This is a genomic window from Candidatus Mycobacterium methanotrophicum (assembly GCF_023515995.1).
Classification (GTDB): Bacteria; Actinomycetota; Actinomycetes; order Mycobacteriales; family Mycobacteriaceae; genus Mycobacterium; species Mycobacterium methanotrophicum.
In genome coordinates this window covers 2,637,410-2,659,309 of the sequence record NZ_CP097320.1, presented here as the reverse complement: position 1 = coordinate 2,659,309, position 21,900 = coordinate 2,637,410, and the positions used below count along the sequence as shown (strand labels likewise).

Annotated in this window: 21 protein-coding genes; 14 read left to right on the top strand and 7 right to left on the bottom strand. The window is 66.6% G+C overall.

Going from position 1 to position 21,900, the window contains the following annotated elements; translation table 11 throughout:
- Positions 1-70 precede the first annotated feature (70 nt).
- The 4 genes from M5I08_RS13870 to M5I08_RS13855 all read left to right on the top strand — a co-directional run bounded on the left by M5I08_RS13870 (position 71) and on the right by M5I08_RS13855 (position 3,071).
- Positions 71-508, top strand: coding sequence for an SRPBCC family protein (locus M5I08_RS13870; RefSeq protein WP_219067262.1), 438 nt, complete (start codon positions 71-73; stop codon positions 506-508).
- Positions 501-1,775, top strand: coding sequence for an ArsA family ATPase (locus M5I08_RS13865; RefSeq protein ID WP_219067297.1), 1,275 nt, complete (start codon positions 501-503; stop codon positions 1,773-1,775). Before M5I08_RS13870 ends, M5I08_RS13865 begins: the two co-directional genes overlap by 8 nt.
- A 49-nt stretch (positions 1,776-1,824) precedes the next feature.
- Complete coding sequence (locus M5I08_RS13860; protein WP_219067261.1) at positions 1,825-2,217, top strand: hypothetical protein; 393 nt, start codon at positions 1,825-1,827, stop codon at positions 2,215-2,217.
- 125 nt (positions 2,218-2,342) lie between these two features.
- The gene (locus M5I08_RS13855) at positions 2,343-3,071 is read left to right on the top strand and encodes a lysophospholipid acyltransferase family protein (RefSeq protein WP_219067260.1); all 729 of its coding nucleotides are present in this window, start codon (positions 2,343-2,345) and stop codon (positions 3,069-3,071) included.
- A gap of 267 nt (positions 3,072-3,338) precedes the next feature.
- On the opposite strand, the gene M5I08_RS13850 is transcribed toward M5I08_RS13855, so the two are convergent.
- Positions 3,339-4,655 (bottom strand): glycosyltransferase 87 family protein, encoded by a 1,317-nt coding sequence (locus tag M5I08_RS13850; protein ID WP_219067259.1) that lies wholly within the window; start codon positions 4,653-4,655, stop codon positions 3,339-3,341.
- Between the two features lie 83 nt (positions 4,656-4,738).
- Here M5I08_RS13850 and M5I08_RS13845 point away from each other — a divergent pair, with 83 nt between their 5' ends.
- The 3 genes from M5I08_RS13845 to M5I08_RS13835 all read left to right on the top strand — a co-directional run bounded on the left by M5I08_RS13845 (position 4,739) and on the right by M5I08_RS13835 (position 7,617).
- Entirely contained in the window at positions 4,739-5,620 is an 882-nt protein-coding gene (locus tag M5I08_RS13845; RefSeq protein WP_219067258.1) for a hypothetical protein, read from the top strand.
- 16 nt (positions 5,621-5,636) lie between these two features.
- Positions 5,637-6,143, top strand: coding sequence for a polyadenylate-specific 3'-exoribonuclease AS (locus M5I08_RS13840; RefSeq protein WP_219067296.1), 507 nt, complete (start codon positions 5,637-5,639; stop codon positions 6,141-6,143).
- 73 nt (positions 6,144-6,216) lie between these two features.
- Positions 6,217-7,617: a class II 3-deoxy-7-phosphoheptulonate synthase gene (locus M5I08_RS13835; RefSeq protein WP_219067257.1), complete on the top strand. Its 1,401-nt coding sequence runs from the start codon at positions 6,217-6,219 to the stop codon at positions 7,615-7,617.
- A gap of 84 nt (positions 7,618-7,701) precedes the next feature.
- Here the strand turns inward: M5I08_RS13835 and M5I08_RS13830 are convergent, their stop codons facing one another.
- Positions 7,702-8,919, bottom strand: a complete 1,218-nt coding sequence (locus M5I08_RS13830; RefSeq protein WP_219067295.1) for a protein kinase domain-containing protein — start codon at positions 8,917-8,919, stop codon at positions 7,702-7,704.
- A 94-nt stretch (positions 8,920-9,013) separates the two neighbouring features.
- Between M5I08_RS13830 and M5I08_RS13825 the strand changes: the two genes are divergently transcribed.
- Complete coding sequence (locus M5I08_RS13825) at positions 9,014-9,418, top strand: Rv2175c family DNA-binding protein (RefSeq protein WP_219067256.1); 405 nt, start codon at positions 9,014-9,016, stop codon at positions 9,416-9,418.
- A gap of 8 nt (positions 9,419-9,426) precedes the next feature.
- On the opposite strand, the gene M5I08_RS13820 is transcribed toward M5I08_RS13825, so the two are convergent.
- Complete coding sequence (locus tag M5I08_RS13820) at positions 9,427-10,944, bottom strand: alpha-(1->6)-mannopyranosyltransferase A (RefSeq protein WP_219067255.1); 1,518 nt, start codon at positions 10,942-10,944, stop codon at positions 9,427-9,429.
- A 5-nt stretch (positions 10,945-10,949) separates the two neighbouring features.
- Positions 10,950-12,047, bottom strand: coding sequence for a bifunctional (2E,6E)-farnesyl/geranyl diphosphate synthase (idsA2, locus tag M5I08_RS13815; RefSeq protein WP_219067294.1), 1,098 nt, complete (start codon positions 12,045-12,047; stop codon positions 10,950-10,952).
- Between the two features lie 198 nt (positions 12,048-12,245).
- On the opposite strand from idsA2, the gene M5I08_RS13810 reads away from it, so the two are divergent.
- Complete coding sequence (locus M5I08_RS13810) at positions 12,246-13,136, top strand: mycobacterial-type methylenetetrahydrofolate reductase (RefSeq protein WP_219067254.1); 891 nt, start codon at positions 12,246-12,248, stop codon at positions 13,134-13,136.
- A gap of 20 nt (positions 13,137-13,156) precedes the next feature.
- On the opposite strand, the gene M5I08_RS13805 is transcribed toward M5I08_RS13810, so the two are convergent.
- Positions 13,157-13,801: an LppM family (lipo)protein gene (locus M5I08_RS13805; protein ID WP_219067293.1), complete on the bottom strand. Its 645-nt coding sequence runs from the start codon at positions 13,799-13,801 to the stop codon at positions 13,157-13,159.
- A gap of 111 nt (positions 13,802-13,912) precedes the next feature.
- Positions 13,913-14,512: a GNAT family N-acetyltransferase gene (locus M5I08_RS13800; RefSeq protein WP_219067292.1), complete on the bottom strand. Its 600-nt coding sequence runs from the start codon at positions 14,510-14,512 to the stop codon at positions 13,913-13,915.
- 218 nt (positions 14,513-14,730) lie between these two features.
- On the opposite strand from M5I08_RS13800, the gene M5I08_RS13795 reads away from it, so the two are divergent.
- The 5 genes from M5I08_RS13795 (at position 14,731) to M5I08_RS13770 (ending at position 20,279) form a co-directional block, all read left to right on the top strand.
- A complete protein-coding gene (locus tag M5I08_RS13795) occupies positions 14,731-15,132 on the top strand; it encodes an SCO2097 family morphological protein (protein WP_219067253.1) in 402 nt (133 codons plus the stop codon).
- A gap of 339 nt (positions 15,133-15,471) precedes the next feature.
- Complete coding sequence (gene mraZ / locus M5I08_RS13790; RefSeq protein ID WP_219067252.1) at positions 15,472-15,903, top strand: division/cell wall cluster transcriptional repressor MraZ; 432 nt, start codon at positions 15,472-15,474, stop codon at positions 15,901-15,903.
- Positions 15,878-17,263 (top strand): 16S rRNA (cytosine(1402)-N(4))-methyltransferase RsmH, encoded by a 1,386-nt coding sequence (gene rsmH, locus M5I08_RS13780; RefSeq protein WP_370328461.1) that lies wholly within the window; start codon positions 15,878-15,880, stop codon positions 17,261-17,263. The genes mraZ and rsmH overlap by 26 nt, the downstream gene beginning before the upstream one ends.
- Positions 17,263-18,336: a cell division protein FtsL gene (gene ftsL / locus M5I08_RS13775; RefSeq protein WP_219067250.1), complete on the top strand. Its 1,074-nt coding sequence runs from the start codon at positions 17,263-17,265 to the stop codon at positions 18,334-18,336. The genes rsmH and ftsL overlap by 1 nt, the downstream gene beginning before the upstream one ends.
- A gap of 38 nt (positions 18,337-18,374) precedes the next feature.
- Complete coding sequence (locus M5I08_RS13770; RefSeq protein ID WP_370328459.1) at positions 18,375-20,279, top strand: peptidoglycan D,D-transpeptidase FtsI family protein; 1,905 nt, start codon at positions 18,375-18,377, stop codon at positions 20,277-20,279.
- A 240-nt stretch (positions 20,280-20,519) separates the two neighbouring features.
- Here the strand turns inward: M5I08_RS13770 and M5I08_RS13765 are convergent, their stop codons facing one another.
- On the bottom strand, positions 20,520-21,791 hold the full coding sequence (locus M5I08_RS13765; RefSeq protein WP_219067248.1) for a PPE family protein: 1,272 nt from the start codon (positions 21,789-21,791) through the stop codon (positions 20,520-20,522).
- Positions 21,792-21,900 lie beyond the last annotated feature (109 nt).

Genomic DNA, 21,900 nt, shown 5'->3' with positions numbered 1-21,900 from the left:
TTTCTGCCGTGGACTGGCGGTGCAGCCAACAGGGTGGAGACCGCGTACGGGGGAGTAAGGAAGCGACCAGGTGGCGGAGAAGACGGCGCAGACGATCTACATCGAGGCGGACCCCAGCACGGTCATGGATGTGATCGCCGACATCGCTTCGTATCCCGATTGGGTGTCGGAATACAAGGAGGCCGAAGTACTCGAAGCCGACCCCGACGGGAACCCGAAGGTGGCGCGCCTGGTGCTGGACACCCGCGTCCTCAAAGACACGCTGGTGCTGTCCTACGATTGGCCGAAAGATCGCAAATCGGTGCGCTGGTCGCTGGTCTCCAGCTCGCTGCTGCGGTCCCTCGACGGGGTATACCGGTTGGCGCCCAAGGGGTCTGGTACTGACGTCACCTACGAACTCACCGTTGACATCGCCATCCCGCTGATCGGCTTGATCAAGCGCAAGGCCGAGCGCAGGTTGATCGACACCGCGTTGAAGGATCTGAAGAAACGAGTCGAGGCTGAGTGAATCAGCAGCGCCCTTGTCCACTCGGATCAGTCTTTTCGTCGGCAAGGGTGGGGTAGGTAAATCCACGTTGGCGGCAGCGACCGCCGTGTGTGAAGCGCGTGCTGGTCAGCGGGTGCTGCTGGTATCCACCGACCAAGCGCACTCACTTGGTGACGTGCTCGGTGTCACGGTCACGCCGTCGGGCCGGCGGGATCCGGTCCGAGTGCTCGCCGACCTCGAAACCGGGGCGGCCGACGTCGGCGGCGGTTTCCTGGACGCACTGGCGATGGATACCCTGGCGCTACTCGCGGCTCGCTGGCGCACTGCGGTCAACGCACTGGGCGCGCGATTTGGCGAGTCTGAGCTGGGAGATATTGCGCCCGAAGAACTTTCGGCTCTGCCCGGCGTGCAGGAAGTGCTCGGTCTGCACGAGGTCGGCAAGTTGGCCACCGCCGGGCTGTGGGATCACATCGTGGTCGACTGCGCCTCCACCGCTGACGCGATGCGGATGCTGACCCTGCCGGCCACCTTTGCCCTGTTCGTCGAGCGCGGATGGCCGAGGCATCGCAGGCTTCCCGCCGCGGCCGATGATGCGCGGTCGACAGCGGTGGTGGAACTGCTCGAACGCATCAGCGCGAGCGTCGAAAAGCTCGGCGCCCTGCTGAGCGACAGCAACCGAGTCGGGGCGCACCTGGTGCTCACTGCCGAACGGGTGGTGGCCGCCGAAGCGGTCCGGACGCTGGGCTCGTTGGCGTTGATGGGCGTGCGCGTGGAGGAATTGATCGTCAACCAGATTCTGGTGCAGGACGATTCCTACGAGTACCGCAACCTGCCCGCGCACCCGGCCTTCGACTGGTATTCCGAACGGATCAGCGAGCAGCGCGCGGTGCTGCACGAGCTGGAAGCCGCTATCGGTGACGTGGCGCTGGTGCTTACCCCGCATCTTGCTGGTGAGCCGATCGGCGCCAAAGCGTTGGCCGGGCTGCTGGACGGTGCTCGCCGTCGCGACGGATCGGCGCCGCCGGGGCCGTTGCGCCCCGTCGTCGAATTGGAGTCTGGATCCGGTCTGCAGTCGGTCTACCGATTGCGGCTAGAGTTGCCGCAAATCGATTCTGGCGCGCTTAGCCTTGGCCGGGTAGGCGACGATCTGATCATCGGCGCCGGGGGGATGCGGCGCAGAGTTCGATTGGCGTCCGTCCTGCGGCGATGCACGGTACTGGACGCACATCTTCGAGGTAGCGACTTGGCGGTGCGTTTTCAACCAGATCCGAAGGTGTGGCCGAGATGACCCGCGCCGGCGACGATGCGGAGCGTCGCGATGCCCAGGAGCGGCGCAGATGACCGGAGTTCACCCCGACCTCGGTCCGGAATTGCGCAGACTCGCGCAGAGCATTCTCGACGGGATCGACCCTGCGGTCCGCCTGGCTGCGTCGCGGGCGTTTGGCGACGGCGCGGGTACCGGCAAGTGTCAGCAGGTGTGGTGCCCGGTGTGTGCGTTGGCCGCGGTGGTGACCGGGGAGGAACACCCGTTGTTGACCATCATCGCTGAACACAGCGTCGCGCTGCTGGCGGTGATCCGGGCCCTGATCGATCAAATCGATCAAGTCGAGCACGCCGACGGCTCGAAGCCGCCGGGCGGTCCGTCGGGCGGCAGTGCCGGGGCCGATACCGGAGCCGACGCCGGCGCGACGAGCCGATATCAGCCCATCACCGTCACCGTCGAGGAGTAGCCGCGGCAGCCCACCGCCCAAGAGTGAGCAGGTCGCAAGCATCGAAGTGGTCCCGTGCACACTGGATCGGTACTCTTAGCGCAGAACACCATCGGTGGCGGGTAAGCGGGTAAATGGGAGGGTCCATGTTGTACTGGCTTCTCAAGTACATCTTCATGGGCCCGTTGCTTGCGCTGCTTGGTCGGCCGAAAGTTGAAGGACTGGAACATGTCCCGCAGTCTGGCCCGGCGATCCTGGCAAGTAACCATCTGGCGGTCGCCGACAGTTTCTATCTGCCGCTGGTCGTGCGGCGCCGGATCACGTTTCTGGCGAAAGCCGAATATTTCACCGGCACCGGGCTGAAGGGTTGGTTTCAGCGCTGGTTTTACGGCGGTACCGGGCAGGTGCCCATCGACCGCACCGATGCCGACGCCGCGCAGGCCGCTTTGGAGACCGCCGCGCGGTTACTGGGCGAAGGCAAGCTGCTCGGCATGTATCCCGAGGGCACCCGCTCGCCCGATGGGAGGCTGTACAAGGGCAAGAGCGGGTTGGCTCGTCTGGCGCTGCAAACCGGCGTTCCGGTGATTCCGGTGGCGATGATCGGCACCAATGTCGTCAATCCGCCCGGCAGCAAGATGTGGCGGTTCGGTCGGGTCACCGTCCGATTCGGCAAGCCGATGGAGTTCTCCCGATTCGAGGGGCTGGCGGGCAACCGCTTCATCGAACGAGCAATCATCGACGAGGTGATCTACGAACTGATGGGGCTTTCCGGTCAGGAATACGTCGACATCTACGCCGCCACCGTCAAGGACGGCAACGGGTCCGGACCGGCAACGCAATCGCCCACGCGGATCCCCGAAACCGCGGCGGGCTAAGAGTTGGCCCGTTATGGGTCATGCAGCGCCAATCAGCTTGGAGGCTGGTTGTTTTCGGCTCGCCCAGCGACATTTAGGCTTTTGGCTTGGCCTGTTCGGGGGTGGGCTGGGTGCTGCTTGTTCAGTAGAGGCCACCGGGTGGCTGCCGGTCCTGACCGATTCCCCACCAGGTGGTGGCGGCTGGTACCGGTTGACTGAAACAGCGGCTGCCCCCGCGCCCCGGCCGGCCCTGGACCCTGCCGCTGCCGGTGCGGGTACTGCTGGTGGTTAGCGACTCGCTGCCGAAACCGGCGTCGGCGCCGTCGGCGCCCGCGGGGCGGTTGCGGTGCTGACGGCGACGGTGGCGCCGGCCGCCACGATGGTGGCCAGCGCCCACCACAGATAGGACACGCCCGCGAATTGCCGCCACCCGGCGGCACCCAGCTCGTGGTGCTTGGGAAGCAGATCGATCGGTGTCCAGACCATCAGTGCCAGGCCGGCCGCGCTGATCGCGGCGAGCGCGGCGTTGCGTCGCCGCCAGGCCAACAGGGCCGCCACCAACACCGTCGGCAGCATCCACACCCAGTGGTGCGACCAGGACACCGGCGACACCGCCAGCCCGAACAGCGCGATGCAGATGAGCGCCAGCGTCGGCTCGCCGGCGCGCAACACCCGTCGGGTCGCCCAAACGGTCAGCGCCAGCACCAGCAGGCACGCCGCGACCCACGGCAGAAAGCGCTCGTGATCGCCCAGGCCGACCCGCGCCAGCGCCCCGGCCACGTTCTGGTTGGTGTTCAAGCTCGCCGCTCCGATCCGATCGGTGTTGCGGACGGTGTCGCTCCAGTACTCCCAGGAGTCGCGCCAGGCCAGTGCACACCCGGCCATGGTGGCAGCCACAAAGGACGCTATGGAGGTCAACATGGCGCGGTTGTCGCGGCGCAGCAGGAAATACAGCAGGAACACCGCCGGGGTGAGTTTGAGCGCGATGCCGACTCCGAGCAGCAGCCCACGTGGCCACGGGGTACGTCGCGGCACACAGTCGGCGATCGCCAACGTCATCAGCACGACGTTGATCTGCCCGAAGGCGAAATTCGACGTGATTGGCTCCAGCCAGATCGCTGCCGCCGCGACGATCAGCGCCGTCAACCACCAGCGGCGCAGCCACGCCGGCCCGGGCACCGCGCGTGCCGTGCTCCACACGTCGAATTGGGTCAGCACGATCATCGTGGACATGAGGAGCAGGGCCAACGTGATGAGCGTGATCGTCACACTGGCTGCCGGCGGCCCCAACCAGGCGAACGGGCAAAACACGATCGCGGCGAGCGGGGGATAGGTGAACGGAAGGTTCAAGCCGATCGGGGTGTGAAATAGCGCACCATCGTTGTACAGCGGACGACCGTCCAGCCAGGCCTGGCCACCCATCCGGTAGACGTCGATGTCAATGCGGTAGGGCGTGTGACCGACGAGCCGCCAGCCGGCGTAGCCCAGTGCGGCCAAGCCCATCAGCTGGAGCAACGTCCACCAGGCATTTCGCCAGATACCCGGTGGCGGTGTGGCTGCTCGCCCGGGCCAACTGCCCACGTCGGGCGACTGCCATGTACTCATGTCGATACACAGCCTATCGGGGCGGGTGTCTCAGCAGGTGTCGCGCAGGGCCGTTGACGCGAAGTGGGCGTAGCTTTTCTAGGGTGCTCCGCTGGTTCAACGACGACATCGTCGGCCACGGTCGACTGCCGTTGCTGTGCTGTCTGATCGCCTTCATCGTCACCTTTTTCGTGACGCGCACCTTCGTGCGCCTGATCCGCAGTCGCGCCGCAACTGGCAGGCCGCCGAGGTGGTGGGAGCCACGCAATATTCACGTCGGGACCAAGCACGTCCATCACGTGGTGGTCGGGGTCGTGCTGGTGATGATCTCCGGGGTGACGTTGGTGGCTCTCTCGGTCGACGGAACCCAGCTCGAACACACCGCGGCCGCCGTCCTCTTCGGCATCGGGGGCGCGCTGGTGCTCGATGAGTACGCGTTGATCCTGCATCTGTCCGACGTCTACTGGGAGGAAGACGGGCGGACGTCGGTCGACGCGGTGTTCGCCGCGGTGGCGGTGGGCGGCCTGCTGGTGCTTGGGTTGCACCCGCTGATGTTCTTCATCAGCCTGTGGCATGACACGACCCACTCGGTGCTGCTTCGCGCCGGCCTGGTCGTCGCGATAGTGCTGACGCTGCCGCTGGCGGTGCTGGTTGTGCTCAAGGGCAAAGTGTGGACCGGGCTGATCGGCATGTTCTTCGTACCGCTGCTGGTCGTCGGGGCCATCCGGCTGGCGCGCCCGCAAGCCCCGTGGGCCCGTTGGTTTTACATGAGCCAGCTGGACAAGATGGCCCGGGCGCTGCAACGCGAACGAACCCTGCGCCGCCCCGTCGTGCGGGCCAAGCTGTGGGTGCAGTACACGATCGCCGGTACGCCGCGCCGCCCCGATCATCAGATGGTCGACACGCTGCTGGACCGTGAAGTCCGTCCGGCGCCGCCGCCGCAGCAACCGCCGCGCCCGCTCACCAGCGGTGCCGGCGTCCGATGACCGGCGGCTAGGCGCAGTGCGGTACTTCTACGACACGGAATTCATCGATGACGGCCGCACGATCGAGCTGATCTCGATCGGGGTGGTCGCCGAGGACGGCCGCGAATACTACGCAGTCTCGACCGAATTCGACCCCCAGCAGGCCGGCAAGTGGGTCCGCAGCCACGTCCTGCCGAGACTACCGCCGCCGGCTTCACAACGGTGGCGCCCGCGGGCCCAGATCAGATCGGATCTGGAAGCGTTTTTTGACGTCGACGGCGCTGAGCCGATCGAGTTGTGGGCCTGGGTTGGCGCCTACGACCATGTGGCGCTGTGCCAGCTGTGGGGGCCGATGGCCCAGCTGCCGCCGGCGATGCCGCGATTCACCCGGGAGTTGCGCCAGCTGTGGGAGGACCGCGGGCGCCCGCGGCTGCCGCGCCGGTCGAAGGACGTGCACGACGCGCTGGTCGACGCGCGAGACCAGCTGCGGCGATACCGGTTGATCACGGCCGACGACGATGCGGGCCGCGAGGCGGCCCGCTGAGGAGTGGCCGATGAGATGGGCCGACGACGTTCGTACTGCTTGAGCGGTCGCAGCGCCCAGTTACCATAGACGGGTGAACTGGACCGTCGACGTACCGATCGAGGAGCTGCCGCCGCTGCCGCCGCTGCCGGCGGATCTGCGGGCCCGGCTGGATGCCGCGCTGGCCAAGCCCGCTGCGCAGCAGCCCAGTTGGTCGCCCGAGCAGGTCGAGCCGGTGAGGACGCTGCTGGAGGCGGTTCCGCCGGTGACGGTTGCGGCGGAGATCGTGCGGCTGCAGGAGATGCTGTCCCAGGTGGCCAAGGGCGAAGCGTTCCTGCTGCAGGGCGGCGACTGCGCGGAGACCTTCCTCGACAACACCGAACCGCACATCAAGGGCAACATCCGCACCCTGCTGCAGATGGCGGTGGTGTTGACCTATGGCGCCAGTGTGCCGGTGGTCAAATTGGCCCGCATCGCGGGGCAGTACGCCAAGCCCCGATCGTCGGATGTCGACGCGCTCGGACTGCGCTCCTACCGCGGCGACATGGTCAACGGATTCGCCCCGAACGCCGCGGCCCGCGAGCACGACCCTTCGCGGCTGGTGCGGGCCTACGCCAACGCCGGTGCGGCGATGAACCTGGTGCGCGCCCTGACATCGTCGGGGCTGGCGTCACTGCATCTGGTGCACGACTGGAACCACGAATTCGTCCGGACCTCGCCGGCCGGCGCGCGTTACGAGGCGCTTGCCAGCGAGATCGGCCGGGGCCTGAAATTCATGAGCGCCTGCGGGGTCGCCGACCGCAACCTGCAAACCGCCGAAATCTATGCCAGCCATGAAGCTTTGGTGCTCGACTACGAGCGCGCCATGCTGCGGCTCTCAGAGGCCTCGCCGGAAGGTGGTGCCGGCGAGCCGCAACTGTATGACCTGTCGGCGCACTACCTGTGGATCGGCGAGCGGACCCGGCAGCTCGACGGCGCACACATCGCGTTGGCCGAGGTGATCGCAAACCCGATCGGCGTCAAGATCGGCCCGACGACGACACCCGAGCAAGCCGTCGAATATGTCGAGCGCCTTGACCCGCACAACAAGCCCGGGCGATTGACCCTGGTGAGCCGGCTCGGCAACAACAAAGTGCGCGATCTGCTGCCGCCGATCATCGAGAAGGTGCAAGCCACCGGTCATCGGGTGATCTGGCAGTGCGATCCCATGCACGGCAACACCCACGAGTCGTCCACCGGGTACAAGACACGGCATTTCGACCGCATCGTCGACGAGGTGCAGGGCTTCTTCGAGGTGCACCGGGCGCTGGGCACCTACCCCGGTGGCATCCACGTCGAGATCACCGGGGAGAATGTCACCGAATGTATGGGTGGCGCTCAAGACATTTCGGAAACCGATCTTTCCGGACGGTATGAAACCGCATGCGACCCCAGGCTGAACACCCAGCAGTCCTTGGAGCTGGCTTTCCTGGTCGCCGAGATGTTGCGCGACTGACCAACTTGGCCGCGAGCGTGCGCGTCTGCACGTGACACGCCGCGCACCGCAGTACAACTGTGCACGCTCGCGCGACAGGCGTAGTTAGAGCAGTCCGCTCAAATTGCTGCCGATGGTCCATGCCGCGGCGGAGATCATCCCGGTGACCGATAACACCACCGCTACCCAGATCAGCACCATGCGTCGGGCGCGCTGGCGCTCAAGCGCGAACTCGATCAGGTCGATCCCGGCGAATTGGCCTGACATTTCTTGGGATTCGTCACCGGTCTGCGCATCAGGTTCAGCGGTCCAATCCTCGGGTCCCCGGGTCAGCCGACGCGTGGGGTGGTGCACAGGCCGTGGTCGAGGGTCCGTCATCTGGTGGTGGTCGATCTGGCTGTGATGTAGCGCGGCTGAGCGATGCTGGGCGGAGCTGCGCGGCGCGGGCACCCGAAATTCCGGTAGCGCCAGCTCGTCGACCATCGCCGCCAATTCGGCGCCCATTTCTTGTGCGTCTGCGTAGCGGGCGCCGGGGTCGCGCGCCGCCGCGCGACCCACCAGCTCGTCGAATTGTTCCGGAACGCCGTCGATCACCGTGCTGGGGACGGGCACGTCGGTATCAAGGCGTTGGTATGCGACCGACAATGCCGTGTCGCCGGCAAACGGCGTCCGCCCGGTCAGCAGCTCGTAAGCCACGATGCCCACGGCATAGACATCGCTGCGGGGGCTGGCAGTTCCGTCCCGGACTTGTTCGGGGGACAGGTAGGCGGCAGTGCCGAGAATGACGCTGCTGGAAGTGATTCCGGCTTCGGCCAGCGCCCGCACCAACCCGAAGTCGACAATTTTGACGTCGCCCTCGTCGGAGATCAACACGTTTTCCGGTTTCACGTCGCGGTGCACTAGCCCGGCGCGGTGTGCGGCGGCCAGCCCGCCCAACACCGGACGAAGCACCGCGGCAAGCGCATGCGGTGGCATCGGACCACGCTCGGACAGCAACTCGCGCAGCGTGCCGCCTTCGACGAGCTCCATCACCAGGAACGGGTGTCGGGCGTCGGTGCCCTGGTCATAAACCGCGACCAGCCCGGGGTCTTTGAGGCGGGCGACCGTGCGGGCCTCGAGCTGGAAGCGGGTGAGGAATTGTTGGTCGCCGGTGTAGCGAGAATCCATCACCTTCAGCGCGACCGGTCGGTCCAGACGGGTGTCGAGACCGCGGTACACCGTGGATGTGCCGCCGGTGGCGATCTTGGTCGCAACCCGATACCGGCCGTCGAGCAACGCGCCCTCGAGGGGATCGTCTCTCGCCGCTGCAGCCACGGGGTTCATCGTAGGTGGCAGCACGGAGTTCGCCTGAAATCTCTTCAACGGATGCCCGGATAGCATGCCCGTGTAAGCCGCGTGCCCGGCCTACACTGAACCGGTGAGCAGGATTCCGGCCGGCGACGACGTTCTGGGCCCCGACGAACCCACTTACGATCTTCCCAGCGTCGCCGAGCTGCTCGGCGTGCCCGTCACCAAGGTGCACCAACACCTGCGGGAAGGTCATCTCGTGGCGGTAAAACGGGCCGCTGACGTGTTGGTGCCGCAGATTTTTTTCACCGATTCCGGTGAGGTGGTCAAGAGCCTGCCGGGGTTGCTGATGGTTCTGCACGACGGCGGCTACCGCGACACCGAGATCGTGCGCTGGCTGTTCACCCCCGACCCGTCGCTGACGGTCACCCGGGACGGAACGCGCGACGCCGTCAGCAACGCCCGCCCGGTCGACGCGCTACACGCCCACCAGGCGCGCGAAGTGCTGCGCCGGGCGCAGGCCATGGCTTACTGACGCCCGAATCAGACGGGCCCCGGGTCCGACTTCGGCGCGCCAGATAGCGCATGCCAGGCGATCAAGGCGCACGCTGTCGCCAGGCAGACGTGAATCCACGAGTACATGCCATGGGCGCCATCGGGTTTGAAGATGACCATGATCCACGTGGAGAATCCCGCGATCGCCGCGACCGCCGCGCGCGACTGGACAAGCGGGGCCATGACCGCTAACGGCCAGGTGTAGTACCACGGCAGCGCGGCGGGAACGAACAGCACGACGACGACCATCGCCCACGCGATACCGGTGAGCGCCTGACGGTCGTCGTGCCGGAATCGCCACCACAGCAGCGGCAGCGATACCGCGATGATCACGATCCCGGCGGCGCGGGTGGCGTGCAGCACTGCATAGAAATTCACCGGAAAGAACAATCCTCCGATGGCATGGGCCAGGTTGGCGGTCGCGGTCGGGATCGTCAGCCAGTTGATGATCTTCACCGAACCGGCCAGCGCGGTCAGCCAACCGAGCCCTACCCCGGCCACGCCGGACAACACAGCGAACACGGCGACGAAGATCAGCGACGACATCGCGCCCGCCGCCACAAAGGCGGCTGCCGGCCGGTACCCGCGTCGGTCGCGCAGATGGCGCATCCATACCCAGACCAGAAACGGCAGCGCGACACCGGCTGTGGCCTTCACCGCGACCCCGACAACGACCAGCGCGATGCCCGCGACATGATGGCGTTGAAAAGTCAGTGCGATGCCGGCGGTCATCAGGCCCACCATCAGCATCTCGTTGTGCACTCCACCCATCAGATGGATGATCACCAACGGGTTGAGCACACAGATCCACAGTGCCAGTGGTGCATTGGCGCCCAGATGGCGCGCCAGCCGGGGGGTCGCCCAGATCAGCAGCGCCAGCCCGGGCAGCATGCACAGGCGCAGCAACATGGTCCCGGCGATCACATGATCGCCGACCAGCATCGTGACCAATCTGGCAACCATGACGAATGCCGGACCGTAGGGCGCCGTCGTTATAGTCCAGATGGGACTTATGTTGTCCAGCAACGGATTCGGATTCTCGATCGGTCCCACCACGTACGGGTCCAGCCCGTCGCGCAGCAGCGCGCCCTGGGCAAGATAGGAATAGGTGTCGCGGCTGAACACCGGCACCGACAGCAGTAGCGGCGCCAGCCAGAAGCCGGTGGTGGCCAGCATGGTGTGTTCGCTCGCATCGCCGGCGGCAACACGCCGGCCCAGCCACAGCCACGCGATCAGCATCAACGCGACGCCCAGCCAGAGCAGTACCGAGGACAGCACCAGCCCATGGCCAAAGCGCAACCAAGACAGGTGCAGTGACTCCAGCAGCGGATCATGTTGTTTCGTGCTGCCCGCGCCGAGCCCACCCACAGCGATCAACACCGCACCCAGACAGCCCAGCAGCGCCGGGCGGCCCTCGGCCGTGGCGATGAATTGCCGCAATCGTGAAAAGTGGTGCGCCTGGCCCGTAGCCGAGCCCGCAGTTGGTGTGGACGTAGCGGCGGACATCTGCGTCAGGCGGATCGGTTGGCGGCTGATCTGGCAAGCGCGGAGAGCCCGGCCTTAGCCGCCGCGTGGATCGGTGCATCGCCCAGCACGGCCAGCGCCCGCCGGGTCAGCGTGTCGATCTGATCCTCGGCCGCGGCCAACGCGCCGACCCGCTCGATCACCCCGCACAGTTCACTCACCTGGCCATCGGTCAAATCCGTGCCGACCGAAGCGCGCAACAGCTTGGCGGCGGCGGGATCTGACCTGTCGGCCAATTGCACCGCCGTTGCCAGCAGCACTGTCCGCTTGCCGGACCGCAGGTCGTCCCCGGACGGCTTGCCGGTGACGGCCGGATCGCCGAACACGCCCAGAACGTCGTCGCGCAGTTGAAATGCGATGCCCAGATCGGTTCCGACGTCGTGGAAAAGGGCGTGCACGTCCGGTCTGTCGGCGGCGGCGGCAACTCCCAACTGCAGTGGACGCGACACCGTGTAGGCGGCGGTCTTAAACGTGTTGACGTTCATCGCCGATGCGATCGAATCGGCGGCGCTGGCCTCGGCCACGATGTCGAGGTATTGGCCGCCGAGTAACTCGGTGCGGATGTCGGCCCAGACTCGCCGCACCCGGCTGCACGCATCCGGCGGCAGGTCCTGGATGCCATAGCCCGCGACGATGTCGTCCGCCCACGCCAGCGCAAGATCGCCGAGCAGGATGGCCGCCGAAATGCCGAATTGGTCGGCTGGCCCGCGCCACTGCCGGTCGCGGTGCAACATGGCGAACTGCACGTGCGCGCTCGGGCGGCCCCGGCGAGTCGCCGAGCTGTCGATCACGTCGTCATGCACCAGCGCCGAGGCATGCAGTAACTCCAGCGCGGAGAACAACAGCAGCACTTGGGCCCCGATGTCTTCGGCCTCTCTGCTCGACACCGAACGCCAGCCCCAGTAGGCGAAGGCGGGGCGCAGCCGCTTGCCGCCGCTGAGCACGAACTCTTCGAGGCCGGCCGTCAGGCGCCCTAAGTCGCTGCCGATGTAGGCGGCCGCGCTGCGCCGGTCGTGTAAGTACCTGCGCAACTGGTCGGTGACGGCGTCGGCGAACTCGACGGTTGCCGCTGCTTCTATGCTCAGCGCGACGCCCCTTCCTGGTCAGTGGCGGTCGTGGCCCGCCAAGTCTATTCGGCGCCGCGCTGTCCAGGAGGTTTTGCCGCACGCCCTATGCTGTCGGATGATCCGCCCTCGCTAGCCGGCTGGCTTTGATTTCCGCGCCGGCGAACAATTTGATTTCCGCGCCGGCGAACAAGTAGTGATCTGGACAGGAGTAACCCGTTGGCCTTGAACACCGTCGCGGTCGAGCTGGTGCCGACGAACGTGGAGCGGGGTTCCATGCAGGCGCTCGAAGACGCCCGCAAGGTGGTGCAGCTGTCTGCGGAATTTGGCCTCGACGGCCGGCTTGGCCACTTGATGATGCCGGGATTGATCGAGGAGGAGGATGACCGGCCCGTCGAGATGAAGCCGAAGCTGGACGTGCTGGATTTCTGGTCGATCATCAAACCGGAGGTGCCCGGGCTGCGCGGATTGTGCAGCCAGGTCACCGCTTTCATGGATGAGCGGTCGTTGCGTCGGCGGCTCGGGGATCTGGTGGACGCCGGCATCGACGGAATCGTGTTCGTCGGCGTACCCCGCACGATGGCCGACGGTGAGGGCTCCGGCGTCGCGCCGACCGACGCCCTGTCGATCTATCGCGAGCTGGTGCGCAACCGCGGCGTGATCTTGATTCCAACCCGGGAGGGTGAACACGGCCGATTCAATTTCAAATGCGAGCAGGGCGCGACATTCGCTCAGACCCAGCTGCTCTACTCTGACGCGATCGTCGGTTTCCTGACCGAGTTCGCCAAGCGGACCGACCATCGGCCGGAGATCCTGTTGTCGTTCGGCTTTGTACCGAAGCTGGAAAGCCGCGTTGGTTTCATCGACTGGCTCATTCACGATCCCGGCAACCCCGCCGTGGCCGCTGAACAAACGTTCGTCAAGACGTTGGCCGCCACCGAACCTGCCCAGAAGCGCAAGTTGATGCTCGATCTGTACAAGCGGATTATCGACGGCGTCGTCGACCTGGGCTTTCCACTGAGCATTCATCTCGAGGCCACGTACGGCAATTCTGCACCGGCATTCGAGACGTTCACCGAGCTGCTCGACTATTGGTCGCCGGTGAGCTAACCGCCGCGTGCGAACCCGGGTCAGTCCGGCGGGTGGTCGCTGGGCTCGGCGAACCGCGGCGAGCGGTCGCGGCTATACCAGGCCAGCAGCGCCACCACGCCCGCGGCCACGAGCGACGAAAGGCCCAGCCAAAGAGCCGCACCGCGGAACGAGCGGGTGCTCGGATCGGTGTAGCGGGCCTGAGCAGACATCAGGCTCACGATGCCGGGCTTGAGTTTCCACTGCACCGTCTCGGGGTCCACGCGGTCACCGTTGGTTGACGTCACCGAGCCGGGGAAGGCGACCGTCAGCTCGACGTCCCCATCGGGATCGGTCAACAACGTCAGGTCCGCCCGGCCCTCCAGGATCACCAGGTCGCCGGCTCTTCGCAGCGACAGGTTCACGCCCTGGGCGTCGGAGTTCATATTCGCCAGCTCCGGCAACTCGGCAAAGGTCAAGTCGGAGAACACCGCTTGCGAACCCACGTAGCCGTCGCGATCGTACTTTGAGATCGCCACTTTCTGGCTGAACGGCAGATTGGGATCCAGTTGTGGGCCCGCGTCCTTATCGTGGTGCGGTTTGGCCGCCGCGATGATCTCGCCGGACACCAGATCGTCGGGGGAGATGGTGATCGACGCCCTGATCCGGACGCATCCGGCGATCACCGGTATCACCAGGAACAGCATCGCCCACGCCGCCGGGCGCCGACGACGACGCGCAGTGAAACCTCGGGCGAAGAGCTGGCTACCGCTGGCGCGCACCCGGTCATCGTGCCAGACCTCCTCGGAGGTGTGCGACTACAGCGGGAGCTTGCGCCCAAGGATCGCAAACGCTCGTGGGTCGCCGGTGAAGTGGTAGCCGCGAATGATGTCGATAAACCCCAGCCGACGGTACAAACGCCAGGCGCGGTTGGCTTCGTCATTGATTTCCGGGGTCGACAGCAGCACGTTCGCCTCGCCACGGTCAGCAAGCAGCCTCCGCGCCAACGCTTCTCCCAGACCGCGGCCCTGTGCCCGCGGATGAACATGCAATTCGGTCAGCTCGAAATAGCTGGCCATCAGCCTGGCGATCTCCAGGTCGGCGAAGCCGCCGCGTTGCAACCCGGCCACGACTTGCTGCTGCCACCACTGGTCCGGTGCGCCGCAGTAACCGTAGGCGACGCCGAGCAGGGGCGCGTCGCCCAGTTCGACGGACGACGGCGTGGCTCCGGCCGGGGCGTCGACTTCCACGGCGACCACGGCCTGCCAGCCATTTCGCCGGGTGTGCTCGAGCCACATGGCGGCACGCCGACTCTCGGTGCCGCGGGGATAGCGCATCGCGTCGACGTAGACGCCCAAGGCGTCTCCGAGACGCCGTTGCATGTCGTGCGGCGGCAGGTTGATGAGGAATATCGCCAACTCGCGGGTCTCCTCCTCGGTGGTCCAGTGCCGTGCTCCTCTACCCATTATCGGGCTCGGCGGCAGCGCAGAGATCGTCATGGGACGGCGGTTACAATCGGCAAGAGAAGCGGTGGTATGGCGCCGATTGACCTCGTATCATCTCTACTAGTAGTTGTCCACACGACGGGCAGCCACGTGCTATCGCTTCACGTACAGTTTTCGGCAAGGAGGGACGAATGCCACTCTCCGATCATGAGCAGCGGATGCTCGACCAGATCGAGAGCGCTCTCTACGCCGAAGATCCCAAATTCGCTTCCAGCGTTCGCGGCGGCGGGCTGCGTGCGCCGACTGCGCGGCGACGGCTGCAGGGTGCGGCGTTATTTGTGGCCGGTCTCGCGATGTTGATCTCCGGCGTCCCATTCAAAGCCGTCTGGGCTGGGACATTTCCGATCCTGTCGGTGATGGGCTTCGTGGTGATGTTCGGCGGCGTCGTATTGGCCATCACCGGCCCGCGACTTTCCGGCCGCGGGGAGCGCCCCGGACCCTCGACCGGCGCGCGTGCACGCCGAAGCAAGGGCCCGGGCGGTACTTTCACCAGCCGCATGGAAGATCGGTTCCGCCGCCGCTTCGAGGAATAACTTCGACGTGAGTGCAAGGGCAGCCGGTTGGCTGCCCTTGGTTTTTTGTGCCGGTAAGCCCGATTCGTGCCGCGACGTCGCGACGTGTAGCAGCGCCGACGTGCCTTGGCCCGGCAACAACGCTAACCATCACCCACTTCGCCCCACTTAGCCGATAACTACACTTCAGATGCGGTTTATAGGCGAACATAACCGATACCGCGCTGCCTCGATTGACTACTCGCGTGGCTGAGAACCTGCAGAAACGACACCCAATGGTGATCTTCGTACCGTTAAATGGAGCGCAGTGGGGGACCGTGGGGTATGGTGGCAGAAGTCGAAGGGCGGGGAGGTCGCCAGATGTTTCTCGGCACCTACACCCCAAAGCTCGACGACAAGGGGCGGCTCACGCTGCCCGCCAAGTTCCGCGACGCACTGGCAGGAGGTCTGATGGTCACCAAGAGCCAAGACCACAGCCTGGCTGTCTATCCCCGCGCGGAGTTCGAGCAACTTGCCCGCCGGGCCAGCAAGGCGTCCAGAAGCAACCCGGAGGCGAGAGCGTTCCTGCGAAATCTGGCCGCCGCCACCGACGAACAGCATCCCGACGCGCAAGGCCGGATCACGTTGTCGGCCGACCACCGCCGCTACGCGAACCTCTCGAAGGACTGCGTGGTCATCGGATCCGTTGACTACCTCGAGATCTGGGATGCGCAGGCCTGGCAGGAATACCAACAGACCCACGAAGAGAACTTCTCCGCAGCCAGCGATGAAGCACTCGGCGACATTATCTGAGGCGCGTGCCCGTGCACCGTGGCCTCTGCCCGAACCGACCCTGACGTACTTCCCCAACGCCAGGTTCGTGCTGTCGGACAGGGACCTCGATGCCCGGGCGATCGCAAGCGCAGCGGAGCTGGGTGCAGCGGGTCGCCCGCAGTGTGCCCGGGCGATCGCAAGCGCAGCGGAGCTGGGTGCAGCGGGTCGCCCGCAGTGTGCCCGGGCGATCGCAAGCGCAGCGGAGCTGGGTGCAGCGGGTCGCCCGCAGTGTGCCCGGGCGATCGCAAGCGCAGCGGAGCTGGGTGCAGCGGGTCGCCCGCAGTGTGCCCGGGCGATCGCAAGCGCAGCGGCCCTTCGGAAAGGTGTTGGCGTGCCTGCCACTGGTGAATTTGGCCATGTGCCCGTGTTGCTCGAGCGCTGCCTCGCACTACTTAGCCCTGCGCTCACACGTCACCATCGCGACGGATCTGGGTCAGTGCTCGTCGACGCGACCATCGGTGCCGGCGGGCACGCCGAACGGTTCCTGACCGAGCTGCCCGGGCTGCGGCTGATCGGCATCGACCGCGACCCGACCGCGCTCGACATTGCCCGCACCCGCCTGACCGGTTTCGCTGACCGGCTTACGCTGATCCACACCCGGTATGACGGAATCGCCGACGCCTTGCCCCAATCAGGCTACGCTGCAACGGAATCCGTGGACGGAATGCTCTTCGATCTCGGCGTCTCCTCGATGCAGCTCGATCGCAGCGAGCGCGGTTTCTCCTATGCCCACGATGCGCCGCTGGACATGCGGATGGACCCCACCGCAGCGCTGACCGCCGCCGAAATCGTGAACACCTACGATGAGGCCGCGTTGACCGACATCCTGCGGCGATACGGCGAGGAGCGCTTCGCCCGCCGCGTCGCCGCATACATCACCCGCCGCCGCGTGCGTACGCCGTTCACCTCGACCGGCGAGCTGGTTGAGGTTGTCTACCAAGCGGTTCCGGCACCGGCCCGGCGTACTGGCGGACACCCGGCCAAGCGGACCTTCCAGGCCCTGCGTATTGCGGTCAACGCCGAGCTGGACGCATTGCGGCAAGCCATGCCCGCCGCGCTGGACGCCCTGGCCACCGACGGACGCATCGTGGTGATGGCCTACCAGTCGCTCGAAGACCGCATCGTGAAACGAGTGTTCGCCGAGGCCACCACCTCCAGCACGCCACCGGATCTACCGGTCGAACTCCCCGGGCACGGACCGCGATTCACCTCGCTGACGCGCGGCGCCGAACGCGCCGGCGATGTCGAAATCCGACGCAACCCCCGCAGTGCCGGGGTAAGGCTGCGTGCTTTGCAACGCGTGCAATCCGGGCATGAGGCAGCGAGGAGGGGAACCTGATGAAGGCTAAGCGTGAAACGCCGCCGCCGCGCGGCGGCGATCGTCGGCGCGTGCAGGCCGGCGCTTCTCGTAGCAGCGGGCGCTGGTCGTCTGATCCGACGCCTGCACGTCGCGGGCGTCCGCGCGCCGGGAAAGCGTCGGCGCCGGCTCGTGAGTCGCGAATGTCGCGATCGGCGCCCCAGACCACTCCGATCTCCCGGCCCGTGGAGCGCCCGGCCCGGCCAAAGAACGCCACCCAGGCCAAAACGCGGGCGAAGGCACGTAAAGCCAAGGCGCCCAAGGTCGTTCAGCCGCCATTGCGGGAACGTCTACTCCAGCGGCTGGCATCGATCGACCTACGTCCGCGTACGTTGGCGGCCAAAGTGCCGTTCGTGGTGCTGGTGATCGGTTCTCTAGGCGCCGGGCTGGGCCTGACGTTGTGGCTGTCCACCGCTTCTGCCGAGCGTTCCTATCAGCTGGGCAGTGCACGGCAGCAGAACCGGCTGTTGCAGCAGCAGAAGGAAGCGCTCGAGCGAGACGTGCTGGAGGCAGAATCCGCACCGGCGTTGGCCGAAGCCGCCCGAGGTCTCGGGATGATCCCGACCAGGGACACCGCGCACTTGATCCAGGACCCGTCGGGCAACTGGGTGGTGGTCGGTACCCCCAAGCCCGCCCAGGGGGTTCCGCCGCCGCCGCTTAATACCAAGCTGCCGGACGAAAAGCCTGTTCCGCCTGCGGCGCAGGCGGTGAACCCGGTCGAGGTGCCCACGCGGGTCTTGCCGGGCAACGGCGCGCCAGGCGTCCCGCTGATGCCCGCGCCCGACACGATGGTCCGCACCCCGGACGGTGCTACCACGCTGGGCCCCGAGCACTTCCCGGCAGCTGGTCCGCTCCCATTGCCGGTCGCCGGGCCCCAACCCCAGCCACCGCCGCCCGCGGCGGTCCCACCGCCCGCAGCGCCGACGCCCCCCGCGCCGCCGCCAATCGATACGCCGCCCGTGGGCGTACCGCACCTCGTCGCGCCACCCGTCGCGCCGCTTATCGGCGAGCAGTTCGGGCCCCTGACTGTCACGACGCCCGGCGCCGGCCGGTGAGCCGCGCAGACCGGTCGGGCAGCCGATCGTCGCGGCCCGTGCAGCGGGGCGCTGCCAAACCTGCCAAGAAACCCGAGGAAGCCGCGGCAGCCCACTCGGCGCGCGAGCGTCGTACCCGCCAGGCGGTGGAGTTCGGCACCCGCGGCGCGTCGTTCGTGTTCCGGCACCGCGCGGGCAACGCGGTCATCTTCCTGGCGCTCTCGCTGGCGGCCGCCCAGCTGTTCTATTTGCAGGTGCCGCGCGCGTCGGGGCTGCGCGCGGAGGCCGCCGGACAGCTCAAGGTGACCGATGTCCAAAAAGCGTTGCGCGGCAGCATCATCGACCGCCGCAACGACCAACTCGCCTTCACTATCGAGGCGCGGGCGTTGACCTTCCAGCCGCGCAGGATCCACAAGCAGCTCGCCGAAGCCAAACAGAAGAACGCCAACGCCCCTGACCCGCAGCAGCGTTTGACCGACATCGCCAGGGAGGTGGCGCTGCGGCTGAACAACAAGCCGGACAAGGCCACCGTGGAAAAGAAGCTGCGCAGTGACGAGACGTTCGTCTATCTGGCCCGCGCCGTCGACCCCGCGATCGCCACTGCCATCACGACCAAATATCCCGAGGTCGGCACCGAGCGCCAAGATTTGCGCCAGTATCCCGGCGGATCGCTGGCGGCCAACATCGTCGGCGGGATCGACTGGGGCGGACACGGTTTGCTCGGGCTGGAAGATTCCATGGACGCCGAGCTGGCCGGCACCGACGGCTCGATCACCTACGACCGCGGCTCCGACGGCGTGGTAATTCCCGGCAGCTACCGCAACCAGCACAAGGCGGTCAACGGCTCGACCGTCCAGCTCACCCTCGACGACGACATTCAGTTCTACGTCCAGCAGCAGGTTCAGCAAGCCAAGAACCTCTCCGGCGCACTCAATGTCTCAGCGGTGGTGCTGGATGCCAAGACCGGCGAAGTGCTGGCCATGACAAACGACAACACGTTCGACCCGTCGCAAGACATCGGGCGGCAGGGCAACAAGCAGATGGGCAACCTTCCGGTCACCTCGCCGTTCGAGCCGGGATCGGTGAACAAGGTCGTCACTGCGTCCTCGCTGATCGAGTACGGGTTGAGCAATCCCGACGAGGTGCTGCAAGTGCCGGGCTCGATCAATATGGGCGGAGTCACGGTGCACGACGCCTGGGTTCACGGCGTGACGCCCTACACCACCACCGGGGTGTTCGGGAAGTCGTCGAACGTGGGCACGTTGATGCTGGCGCAGCGCGTCGGCCCGGACCGCTACTACGACATGCTCCGCAAGTTCGGGCTGGGTCAGCGCACAAACGTCGGGCTGCCTGGGGAGAGCGCCGGGCTGGTTCCGCCGCTGGACCAGTGGTCGGGTAGTACGTTCTCCAACCTGCCTATCGGCCAAGGCCTTTCGATGACCTTGCTGCAGATGACGGGCATGTACCAGACGATCGCCAACGACGGGCTGCGGATGCCGCCGCGGATCGTCAAGGCCACCATCGCGCCCGACGGCAGCCGCACCGAAGAGCCGCACCCCGAAGGGGTTCGGGTGGTATCGCCGGAGACCGCGAAGACCGTGCGCAACATGTTGCGCGCGGTCGTGCAGCATGATCCGCGGGGCTATCAGCAGGGCACCGGGCCGGCCGCGGCGGTCGAGGGCTACCAGATTTCCGGCAAGACCGGTACGGGGCAGCAGATCAACCCGGCGTGTGGATGCTACTTCGACAACGTCTACTGGATCACCTTCGCCGGTATGGCCACGACCGACGACCCCCGCTACGTTGTCGGGGTCATGATGGACAACCCGCAGCGCAACTCGGACGGCACGCCGGGCCACTCAGCGGCCCCGTTGTTCCACGACATCGCCGGCTGGTTGCTGCAGCGCGAAAACGTGCCACTTTCACCCGATCCCGGGCCGCCGCTCACATTGCAGGCCATGTAGCCGCAAAGTGATTTGCGGTCGGCCGCCAGCTGCTGTTATCGGAGAGTGTCGGGCTGTGTGGCAGGAGAGGTGTCAAGACCCGCACCAACGGCTACTTCTGAACGGTGACCTGGTCAGTGACTATCTGACCCGAATCCGCGGATAACTGGGTGACATCGTTGGAAGATAGCGATGGATGCCGTTGCGGCGCGGGACAATTCGTGTTGAGAAGATACCACGGCGACGGTTTTCGTGCGCGGCCTAGCCGCCGGCCGGTGAGCGGGCGGCGAGGGATCTGGTGGGCAGGTCGCGGGTAGAGGTAGAACTCGCTTGGTTATCTCCGCTTCTACCGGTCATGCGCGCTGGGGCAAGGCGGGCCATGCCCGTGGTTGGCATGCCGGTGGCGAAGATAGGGCTGGGCAGGTGGGCGGCGGCGTGTGCGGTCGCGGGAGAATGGACGGTCTGTGAATTGACGGTCTGCGCCAGCGGGGCGTTGGCGGTCCAGCTGGGTGGCGCCGACAGGCGCCCGACCAGGTCGGCTCGACCGATGTCAGCGCGCGCCCCCGCTAGGATCGCTTGCCCGCCGGATTGGGTGGGCATCGGCCCGTAGGCGGCCATATTCGCGATTGCACCGGGCCCCCCCACCCCGCCGCCGCCGGCTCCGGCTCCGGTTACCCCTCGCGCCCAGTCCTGAGCCCCCAAGACGGCCAGGGGATCGAACGAGTGGAAGTTGCTGATGTACATCTCCGGGCCGAGCGCGTTGTTGGACATGAAACCGCCCAACCAACTGGAGTTCAAAAAGTCGGATAGCGCCGAGTTGTTTTGCCCGCTGATCACGTTGTTCAGAAACCCGGACAGCCCATAATTGGATGTGGCATTAGCGGGGCTGAAGATGTTCAGCCCGGAAAGCCATTGCGACAGGGTTTGTTGGGTGTTGCCCGCCGCGGCCGCGGCGGCGTGGGTGCTCGCCGCGGCTTGCTGGGTCAGCCCGGTGTCGGTGGTGACCCTCGGGGGGGTGGTCAGCGGGTTGAGGGTTGTCGCGGCGGCGGACTGGGCGGCGTAGCCGTACATGGCGGCGGCGTCTTGGGCCCACATTTCGCCGTATTGGGCTTCGGTGGCCGCGATCGCCGCGGTGTTTTGGCCCAGCAGGTTGGTGGCGGTCAGCGACGCCAGCTGAGCCCGGTTGGCGGCCACCGCCGCCGGCGGCACGGTGGCGGTGAACGCGTTCTCGTAGGCGTTGACCGCGGCGGCGGCCTGGCGGGCGGCTCGGGCGGCGTGGCCGGCGGTGGTCTGCAGCCACGATGTGTAGGGGGTGGCCGCGGTGGCCATCGACGCCGCCGCCGGGCCCTGCCAGCCGCTGCTGGCCAGCCCGGACAGCGCCCCGGCGCACACGTCGGCGGCCGAATCCAGCTGCCCGGCCAGGTCGGCCCAGGCCGTCGCGGCGGCCGTCAGCGATTGCGGACCCGGGCCGGCATACATCAGCCCGGAGTTGACCTCCGGGGGCAATGCGCCGAAATCCAGCCCCGCCGTCATCAGCTCATCTCCTGGGGCGCTCGGCTCAGCAGGGGGTGCCTATCGTGGCCGGCATAGGCTGGCCGACGACGCTCGAGACGGCGTGTGTGCTCGCTCACTAAACCCCCTC